11 protein-coding genes and 1 pseudogene are annotated in these 9,037 nt (G+C 65.5%); 3 read left to right on the forward strand and 9 right to left on the reverse strand.

Annotated features, from left to right (window positions below):
* Positions 1–38: 38 nt before the first annotated feature.
* Positions 39–560: pseudogene (locus ACJH7A_RS23710) on the forward strand (TetR/AcrR family transcriptional regulator); the annotation flags it as partial.
* A gap of 81 nt (positions 561–641) precedes the next feature.
* Here the strand turns inward: ACJH7A_RS23710 and ACJH7A_RS23715 are convergent.
* The 4 genes from ACJH7A_RS23715 to ACJH7A_RS23730 are packed head-to-tail and all read right to left on the reverse strand — an operon-like array spanning position 642 to position 2,747.
* Positions 642–881, reverse strand: coding sequence for an anti-sigma factor family protein (locus tag ACJH7A_RS23715; protein ID WP_406802820.1), 240 nt, complete (start codon positions 879–881; stop codon positions 642–644).
* Positions 878–1,513 carry an RNA polymerase sigma factor gene (locus tag ACJH7A_RS23720; RefSeq protein WP_073696298.1) on the reverse strand — a complete coding sequence of 212 codons (636 nt, stop codon included), beginning with the start codon at positions 1,511–1,513 and terminating at the stop codon, positions 878–880. The genes ACJH7A_RS23715 and ACJH7A_RS23720 overlap by 4 nt, the downstream gene beginning before the upstream one ends.
* 21 nt (positions 1,514–1,534) lie before the next feature.
* Entirely contained in the window at positions 1,535–2,251 is a 717-nt protein-coding gene (locus tag ACJH7A_RS23725) for a flavodoxin family protein (protein WP_234790325.1), read from the reverse strand.
* A complete protein-coding gene (locus ACJH7A_RS23730; protein ID WP_133425529.1) occupies positions 2,244–2,747 on the reverse strand; it encodes a YkgB family protein in 504 nt (167 codons plus the stop codon). The genes ACJH7A_RS23725 and ACJH7A_RS23730 overlap by 8 nt, the downstream gene beginning before the upstream one ends.
* A 284-nt stretch (positions 2,748–3,031) precedes the next feature.
* Between ACJH7A_RS23730 and ACJH7A_RS23735 the strand changes: the two genes are divergently transcribed.
* Positions 3,032–3,376: a hypothetical protein gene (locus ACJH7A_RS23735; RefSeq protein WP_073696230.1), complete on the forward strand. Its 345-nt coding sequence runs from the start codon at positions 3,032–3,034 to the stop codon at positions 3,374–3,376.
* A gap of 40 nt (positions 3,377–3,416) precedes the next feature.
* Here ACJH7A_RS23735 and ACJH7A_RS23740 read toward each other — a convergent pair whose 3' ends face one another.
* Positions 3,417–4,664: a GNAT family N-acetyltransferase gene (locus tag ACJH7A_RS23740; RefSeq protein WP_336470597.1), complete on the reverse strand. Its 1,248-nt coding sequence runs from the start codon at positions 4,662–4,664 to the stop codon at positions 3,417–3,419.
* A 173-nt stretch (positions 4,665–4,837) separates the two neighbouring features.
* A complete protein-coding gene (locus tag ACJH7A_RS23745) occupies positions 4,838–5,332 on the reverse strand; it encodes a DUF417 family protein (RefSeq protein WP_286150207.1) in 495 nt (164 codons plus the stop codon).
* Positions 5,333–5,564: 232 nt separating this feature from the next.
* Between ACJH7A_RS23745 and ACJH7A_RS23750 the strand changes: the two genes are divergently transcribed.
* Positions 5,565–6,914 carry a hypothetical protein gene (locus ACJH7A_RS23750; protein WP_133425528.1) on the forward strand — a complete coding sequence of 450 codons (1,350 nt, stop codon included), beginning with the start codon at positions 5,565–5,567 and terminating at the stop codon, positions 6,912–6,914.
* Here ACJH7A_RS23750 and ACJH7A_RS23755 read toward each other — a convergent pair.
* The 3 genes from ACJH7A_RS23755 to ACJH7A_RS23765 are packed head-to-tail and all read right to left on the reverse strand — an operon-like array spanning position 6,840 to position 9,036.
* Positions 6,840–7,307: a hypothetical protein gene (locus tag ACJH7A_RS23755; RefSeq protein ID WP_133425527.1), complete on the reverse strand. Its 468-nt coding sequence runs from the start codon at positions 7,305–7,307 to the stop codon at positions 6,840–6,842. The genes ACJH7A_RS23750 and ACJH7A_RS23755 overlap by 75 nt on opposite strands.
* The gene (locus tag ACJH7A_RS23760) at positions 7,304–8,410 is read right to left on the reverse strand and encodes a molybdopterin-dependent oxidoreductase (RefSeq protein WP_133425526.1); all 1,107 of its coding nucleotides are present in this window, start codon (positions 8,408–8,410) and stop codon (positions 7,304–7,306) included. Before ACJH7A_RS23760 ends, ACJH7A_RS23755 begins: the two co-directional genes overlap by 4 nt.
* A complete protein-coding gene (locus tag ACJH7A_RS23765; protein WP_133425525.1) occupies positions 8,407–9,036 on the reverse strand; it encodes a methyltransferase domain-containing protein in 630 nt (209 codons plus the stop codon). The genes ACJH7A_RS23760 and ACJH7A_RS23765 overlap by 4 nt, the downstream gene beginning before the upstream one ends.
* Between the last annotated feature and the right edge of the window lies 1 nt (position 9,037).

Genomic DNA, 9,037 nt, shown 5'->3' on the forward strand with positions numbered 1-9,037 from the left:
TGATCACCGAGCCGACGACCGACCGTGGCCGCGCGACGGTGGCCCGAATCTTGGAGGCGGCATGTGTCTTGTTCGCCCGTCAGGGAGTGCGGGCGACGACTCTCGATGAGATCGGCGGCGCCGCCGGTGCGGGGCGCAGCCAGCTGTACCACTTTTTCGCCGACAAGGCGGACTTGGTTTCCGACGTGGTCCGGTTCCAGGTCGACCGGGTGCTGTCGGCGGTCGAGCCGTCATTCGACAACGTCAACACGGCCGCCGATCTCCGCGCCTGGTGCGCCGACGCACTCCGCGCGCACGCATCTTCTGACGATCCCATCCGCTGCCCCATCGGATCGCTGGTCTACGAACTCGACCGCTCCGCCGATGGCCCGGCCCGTGCAGCGCTCAGGGCCGGGTTCGGCCGCTGGGAACAGGTGATCGGCGACGCCTTCCAGCGGGTGGCCGCCGACGGCGGGTTGCTGCCCGGCACCGATCCCGCTGTCCTGGCTGCCGGTCTACTCGCCGCCTACCAGGGCGGCATGTTGCTCGCGGACGTCAGTGGCGATGTCGCACCGCTGCAACACGCGCTGGATACGGCATTGGCAGCCGCTCTGGGGCCACCCCCAAACGCAAGCGATCCCGGTAGCCGCGCGCCTGCCACTTCAGCGCCAGTTGCGAAATGCGTTGATGAGCCGATGCCGGAACTCCGGGTCGAGTTCGTCGGTGCCGATCTTGCCGACGGTGGCGACGGTGCTGCGGAACTGTTGGAGGTAGTTTTCGCGGCCGTCGCATTCGAGCAGATGCATGTCGAAGCGCGCCCGGTCCTCCAGGTCGAGGCTGCCGTCGAGGTAGGCCGTCACCAACTCGACGAGTTCGTTGCAGTCCATCGGGTTGGTGGTCATGCGGTATCCCTCAGATAGTCCTCGAGCACCTGCCGGACGGCGGCTCGGCCTCGGTGGAGCAAGACGCGCTGATTGGCAGCGCTGATCTCGAGCAGTTCGCAGACTTCGTCGGAGTCCAATCCCAGCATGTCACGCATCGTCACCACGACGCGCTGGCGTTCGGGAAGATTGTCGAGTCCCCGTCGCGCCACCATGATCAATTCCTCGCCGAGGACCGAACTCTCAGGGGTGTCCGGAAACGGCGCCGGCACTGCGGTCGGCAGCCAATGGCCGGGATGCGGGTCGTCGGTGCCGCGAAAGCGCGCCGGGTCGACGGTGCCACCAGTGAACGCCGCCACCGCAAGATCGGCATCCCGCCGCTCACGGATACCCCGGTTCTTGGCGATATTGATCAGAATCGCGAAAAGCCAAGTACGCAACGACGACCTGCCCTCGAACGAACCGATCCCCTTGAGCAACGCGATCCAGGTGTCCTGCACGACGTCTTCGGCGATCTCACGGGTCGGTACGTAACCCTGTGCGACCCGTAGCAGCGCCGGCGTATGCCGGTCCACCAGTTCGGCGAAAGCCGACTCGTCGCCGCGTTGCAACGCGGCGACGAGCGCACCTTCGTCACCTGCGATCCTGGTCATGATGACCGGGAGCATAGTCGCTCAGCGGTACTCCGGATTGGTGAAGTCGTACCGGCAACCGGCGTCCCATCCTGATCGCACATTGCCGTAGGCGGGGATGCCGCCGCCGGCGCGCAGCATCCGTGCCAGGTGCATCAGGTTCCACGTCATGAACGTGGTGTTGCGGTTGGTGAAGTCGTTCTCCGGCCCGCCCGAGCCGGGGTCCAGATAGGACGGGCCCGGACCTGCTTCACCGATCCAGCCGGCGTCGGCCTGCGGCGGAATGGTGTACCCGATGTGTTGCAAGGTGTAGAGCACGTTCTGCGCGCAGTGCTTGACACCGTCCTCGTTGCCGGTGATCAGGCAACCGCCGACCCGTCCGTAGTAGAGGTACTGCCCGGCGTCGTTGAGCAGATGCGAGCCGCCATAGAGCCGTTCGTGTACTTGCTTCATCACAGAACTGTTGTCGCCCAACCAGATCGGGCCGGCGAGCACCAGAATGTCAGCGGCCAGCACCTTGTCGAAGATCGCCGGCCAGTCGTCGGTCGCCCACCCGTGCTCGCGCATGTCGGGCCACACGCCGGTGGCGATGTCGTGGTCGACGGCGCGCACCACCTCGACGGCAACACCATTGGCGGCCATGATGCGACTGCTGATGTCGATCAGACCTTCGGTATTGCTCACCTCGGGCGATCTCTTGAGCGTGCAGTTGATGAACAGCGCACGCAGGCCGTCGAAGTCAGCAGGCCGATCAGACACGATCACCCTCCCGCCCGGCACCCAGCGCATCGGCCAGTGTCCACGCCGCAAGGCCAAGCAGCGCAACGTCTTTGATCAGGAACTGGCCCGTCATCGACAGCGCCGGGAAGCCGCCGGCGGCCGACTCACCGATCCCGGGCGTGGTGAACAGGAAACTGATGGTCGCAACGAACAGCCCGACCGCGATCAGGCTGCCGACCGCCGACACTTTCGGCCACCACGGCTTGACAGCGAGCAACACCGCAGTGCCAACCTCGAGCACACCGAGCAGCGACGAGAACGTCGTCACGGAGAAGATGTCGTACAGCCAGCTCATGAACGGGCTGTGCGCGACGAGCGGCTGAATACCTTGCGCCTCATACGAAGTGAATTTCAGTAAGCCAATCCACCCGATCACGATGACAAGTCCGTAGCGAGCGAGATGGCCGGCGATTCGACTCACTATGGCCTCTGTTGTCAATGATTCGACTCGGGCCCGAATGTTCGTCGCGGTCATTGGTTTACCTCTTTCGGCTGTCTCGCGGCGGCCTGCCCGCCGACGATCACAGAACTGAGTGGGTCGCCGGCGCCCGAACGTTACGGCCCCCGGCCTCTGGCCGCGCGCACCACGGACGTGTGGGCCGACGGCCCGGTCGTTACGGGGAAAGTCCGCCGGCGACCGCGCGTCACAGAATCGTCAGATAGTCCCGTCGCGCGGCGATCCGTAACGGAGTGGGCCTTCGCCAACACTCAATCGGCGAATGGGCCACGGCCCCAACGACCAAACGAGGAGCGCACATCATGAGCAACACCGTCACAGCGAGCTTGGGCAAAGCCGCCCGCTGGACCGTCATCGCCGGCGCCGCCGTAGCCTTCGCGGGCGTGCCGAACGCCTCGGCCAACCCACCGATCCTGCCCACACCCGGCGACGGACCCGCCAGCACCGCTGTCCAGGAGCTGCAATCCGCGGGCTACAACGTCTCGTTCAACTGGCTCGAAGGGCACCCCAACGTCCCGTTGTCCGAATGCAAGGTCACCAGCATCTCCGGCCTGCGCGTAACGATGCAGGCAGACGGCATGACACTCATGGAACCCGCGCGGTTCGACACCGCCTACGTCGATATCACCTGCCCGAACGCAAAATAGGTCTCACTCGGCGCAGCATGCCGGCCGGCATGCTGCGCCGCTACAACACGCGCTCGAACCACACCTGGTCGCGCACGGCAATCCCGTCTGATGCCGTGCCGGCCGGGTAGCCCGAGTGCGGGCCGAAGGCGTCATGCACTACGCGACCGAGCCGGAATCCGCAGCGCTGGTAGAAACGCAGATTGCCAATATCTGCTGTCGCAGTGGCCAATTGGACTCGTCGGGCACCGCCGGCGCGAGCGTCATCGATCACCTGCTCGAGCAGGCGGCGCCCGACGCCGGCACCGCGGTGCGGCACAGCGACGGCCATGTTGGCCACCTCCCATGTTTCGCCGTGATCACTCACGGTGACTTGGATGTGTCCGACGACTTCGGCCGATCCGCGCATGGCGACCCAAACGCGCCCTGCACCGATGTAGCCGTCAAGTTTGCGCTCGGAATCCTCGGCCAGCCGGAACAGATCGATGAGAGCCCGCCGGTCTCCGTCGAACGGCACGATCCTCACCGGCTCCGCAAAATCCGTGCCCGCAGTTTCACTGCTGACGCACATTCCCTGCGCAGACACCAACTTCCAAGTACCGCTCCCGTTCTCACCCGAGCCTGACGCCTGGATCGGGCCGTCAACCGGCTTTATCAACATGGCGCGGGTGTACAACAGTTGGAAGCCGCGACGTTGGGCGTTCTCTTGCGACTTGGAGCCGGGCGCCGTGGTGATCACCGCAATATCGCAGCCGGCTTCCGCTGCGTCTGTCAGGCGCCGTGCCAGCAGTGCGTTCTGTATCCCGCGACGACGATACGCCGGAGCGGTTGCGGCACCGGTGAATTGAGCAATGCCCCCTGTGATCATCAGGCTCGCACCACCGGCAATCACGCCATCACATCGACCGACGTACATCGTGGCGCCGGCATCGTAGAAGTCGCGTTCGTCCCGCTCGATGGCTTCGTCGGAGAATTGCTCGTGGAAACCCACACCCTCATCGTCAGGATGGGCCGTACCTGCCACCACTACGTCCAACCAGGCGTCGAATTCTTCTGGGCCGCATACCCGTACGTCGATTCCCGGTGAGGTCGCCACCGGTAGCGCACAGTCAAGGCGCCGACCGAGGACGCACTCGTGCGCGACGAGCCGATAACCGCGGCGCGACAGCAGTACCGCGACCTCGCGGTCGGCGAGACTGGAAAGTTCTATCTGCGTGGGCGTTTCGCGTATCGCATATTCCAGCTCGATAGCGCCGAGAGCTACCGGGTCAAGCGCGCCATCGAAACCCAGCCCGACCACTTTGTTCATCGGTGATCCAGGTTCAGCGAAACATGCCACTCCGCCACCCAGCGGAGTGGCGAATCCCGACCTGTTGCGCTGCCGGGCGGGTGCACTCGCGAGTGCAATGAGCTGCGCCTCAGCGTGTTCGATGCGGCCGGCCAGAGACGTACTGCAGAACAATGATGTGTTGCTGTCCATGGTCAGCCACCCGAGTTCTGCTTCGCAGCGGGCGGCATACGACGACCGTCGAGCGCATCACCCAAGGTCCAGATGGCCACTCCGATGAGCACCAGATCCTTCAACAGAAACTGGCCGGGCAGAGCACCCAAAATCGGGATCGGGCCCGCATGTCCAACCACCAGACCCGGCGTGGTGAACAGGAAGCTCAGCGTTCCGACGAACAGCACCACCGCCATGGCACTACCCACGGCAGACAGCAGTGGCCACACCCGATGCAGTGCGATCAGGACCGCGGCGAGGATCTCGGCAGTACCTAGGGCCGTGGCCACAGCGCTGTGACTGAGCACCAGGTAGATCCAGGACATCAGCGGGTTGTGCTCAATCAGCACATGGGCTTCCATCTTGACGAACTTGCCCACACCGATCCACGCCAGCACGACGACCAATCCATACCGGGCCACTGCCTGCCCCAACCTGCTGATACGGCTCGATATGGCCGCGGGTTGAACAGACAACGGCTCGTCCTTCCACGATGCGATGAAAGCCCACTCCGGGCAATAAGCCAGTAGTGTACTTTCTAGTACATTTATCGTACGGGAGAGTACAGTACTGGTCGGCAACCGTGTCATCGATCGATGCCACGACCGCAACATGCAACCGCGCAGAAGCAGATCTCCCGTGCTACACCCCGCAAGGGTCATCGAATCGTCACCGTTTCACCGGCAGCCCACTCTTAGGCTGGCAGCCGTGAACATTCGCCGAAGGACAGCAACGGCCGCCGTCGTGGGGCTGACGCTCGTGGTCGTCGCGTTCGCGGTGCCGCCGCTGCATCTGGGGATCGTCACCCCGCTGATCAACAGCACCCCAGCCCAGATCCGAAGTTTCGCACAGACTGCACCCATCTTCGGCTGGTGGAACGCGCACATCGGCTGGGGTACGGCACCTGCAGCGCTGATCGCAATGGCCGCGGTGCTGTGGGGACAGCCAGTCGCCGCGCGATTACCGTGGCGCGCAGTACCACTGACCGCATGGGCTGTCTCCTGCTCCTGGGCATTCTCGTTGGCCATGGTCGACGGCTGGCAGCGGGGTTTCGCAGGGCGCCTGACGGCGCAGCACGAATACCTCCGACAAGTGCCGAGCATCACCGACATCCCTGAGGCTTTGCGCACCTTCTCGTCCAGAATCCTCGATTACCAACCACATTCGTGGATCACCCACGTTTCGGGCCACCCGCCCGGCGCATTGCTGACATTTGTATGGCTGGATCGCATCGGGCTGGGCGGCGGCGCCTGGGCCGGCCTCTGGTGCCTACTGGTCGGATCCAGTGCCGCGGCAGCCATCGTCGTGACGCTGCGCGTTCTGTCCGGTGAGGCGACGGCCCGAGCCGCCGCACCCTTCGTCGCAGTCGCCCCGACTGCCATCTGGATTGCCGTGTCCGCCGACGGTTACTACGCCGGTATCGCCGCCTGGGGAATCGCTCTGCTGGCGCTCGCGACGCGTGACCGACACCCGATCCTTACCGGCGCCGGCGCGGGCCTGCTGCTGGGCTGGGGCATCTTCCTGAACTACGGTCTCGGTCTGATGGCGATACCGGCTGTCGCGGTGCTGATCACGGCGCCGGACCGCCGCACAGCGGTCCGAGTCCTCGCGCCCGCGACGGTGGCGGCGCTGGCCGTGGTCGGCGCGTTCGCCGCGACGGGCTTCTGGTGGTTCGACGGTTATACCCTGGTGCAGCAACGGTATTGGCAGGGCATCGCCATGAACCGCCCATTTCAGTACTGGTCGTGGGCGAACCTGGCTTCTGTGGTGTGCGCCATCGGCCTGGGCAGCGTCGCCGGGCTGAGCCTGGCATTCGACCGCGTCGCGCTTCACCGCCGAAGCGGCATCCACCTATTGACGCTCGCCGCACTGTTGGCCATCACGTGTGCCGACCTGAGCATGCTGAGCAAGGCTGAAACCGAACGGATCTGGCTGCCGTTCACCGTCTGGCTGACCGCCGCCGGCGCGCTACTGCCGGCGCCGTCACGGCGCTGGTGGCTGGCCGCCAACGTCATCGGCGCACTGGCCCTCAACCACCTGATTCTGACGAACTGGTAGCAGCCGCCTGGCCACCAGATAGCCGGGCACGCACGCCCACACCAGGGCCAGTGAAATCCACAGTCCGGCATGGTAATCACGATCCAGCACAGTCATGTTGTCCAGGTGCATGCCTGGCTTGTCGAAGACCGGGATCGCAAGCAGGCCAAGCACCGCTGAACACAACGCGGCCACCGCGACCGGCGCCTGCCACCTGACCGGAAGTATCCGGCGCGCCGCGAAGCCCAGCGCCACGCACAGCGGAGCGAACACCACGTCGTGCACGGCGACCGCGACCAACGCCCACACCGCCATGCGCATCATGATCACCGGCGGATTCTCGAACACCAGGGTCACGCCGTACCCGGCCAGCGCCAGCCCTGAGATCATCAGAAGCACCCGAGTGGCCCTCATTGCATCACCTCGATCCGGGACAGCCATTTGGTCTGCAACACACCAGGTCTCGACGGAGCGATGAGCCGACATGGGTATCCGTGGTCCGGATGCAGCGTCTCCCCATTCAGTTTGAGCGCGACCAACGTCTGACCATCCCGGGCATGACGCGCGGGCAGCACGGTGCGCGAATACGGGCCGGGCGGCTCCAGCGAATCCATCCGCACGTCGGCCTGCGGCGACCCGCCCACCATGGCGATCAGGTCCGCGAGCACCACGCCGGTCCACTCGGCGTCGGCACTCCAGCCTTCGACACAGGCGATCGGCAGGTGGAATGTCCTCTGCGGCATGGCATTGAGTTCAGCCACCGAGAACGCTCGACTACGGGCGCCGTTGACGACGGTGAGCCGATAATTCGGCGACCCAGCAGCTTGCAGCACGCCGGCCGCGACCGCTGTCCGATTCACCGGAATACCTTGCGGCCCTTTACCGGAGCGTGGCGACAGCAACGACACCCCACGTAGCCATCCGACACTCTGCCCGACCGTCGCCACCGTCGCGACCGCGACCGCCGCCCCGGTACCCAACAACACGCTGCGCCGCGTCGGCCCAACCGCACCGCCGGTCGCGACATCGCCGAGCGGTTCGCCAAGAGCCCGCCGGATCACCGGCAGCTTCACCGCAATGTGCACCAGGACCGCACCCGCCGCGAGGTAGGCCACCGCGTAATGCGACGTGGTGAAAAAGAACTTGAAGACGTACCACTGCGCGATGTTCAGCAGACCGGTGGAGAGCTCGAACAGCATCGCCCCCACCAGGACCAGGATGGAGGCGCGCTCGAGCTGTTTGGCGACGCCGCCAATGATGGGACGTTCGAACAGCTTGGGCCACACCGACCACAGCTTGACGACGGTCAGCGGAATCGCCGCGATACCAGAGGCGACGTGCGTGCCCTGCGTCAGCCGGTACAGCCAGACCGGATGCGCGGGCCAGTAGAACCACGGTTGCGGATGCTGGATGAAGTGGCTGATCAACCCGGTGACGAAACACAGCGTGACCGCGATGCCGAGCATCATGCCGACCCGCGCGGTGACGGCGGTGCTGCGTAGTTCCGTGCCGCTCATCGCAACGCCAGACTCGCGAGCATCCGGTCCCCGACCGGGTGCATATCGACGACCTTCAGGCCGGCGTCGCCGGCGATCCTGGGCGCGCTGTCGACTCCGACCGTCGCCCACCGAAACCACGGACCAACCGTCCGCGCCGATTCCAGCCGCACCCATCGAGTTATCACTCCGCTTGGGGCCGAGTCGAATTCGGCGATACACAGGCCTCCGCGCCGAAGCAGATCGGCAGCCCGGCGAAGCACGCGCGTCGGGTCACCGCCCAGCCCGACGTTACCGTCCGCCAGCAGCACTGTCTGCCAGCGGCCCATGCCTGGGAGCGGGTCGAAGACATCGCGGCGCAACGCCGGAGCGCCGCTGCGCCGTGCAAGTTCGACGGCGGTGGCGGACTGGTCGACGCCGAGCGCCGGCACGCCGCGCCGAATCAGATCGGCCACCAGCCGACCTGGTCCGCACCCGAGGTCGATGGTCGGCCCGTCGCACAATGCCAGAACTGCCCGATCAAACCTCCGATCCGCCCGGCGACCGCCCAGCCAGTTGTGCACGGGCAGACGTTGCCGACTGCCGTCGTCCTGGCGGACCCAGCACCGCTCCCCGACCAGTGCGCGCTCATACAGGTTTCCGAACACG

Source organism: Mycobacterium sp. SMC-17 (genome assembly GCF_045310915.1).
Lineage (GTDB): Bacteria > Actinomycetota > Actinomycetes > Mycobacteriales > Mycobacteriaceae > Mycobacterium.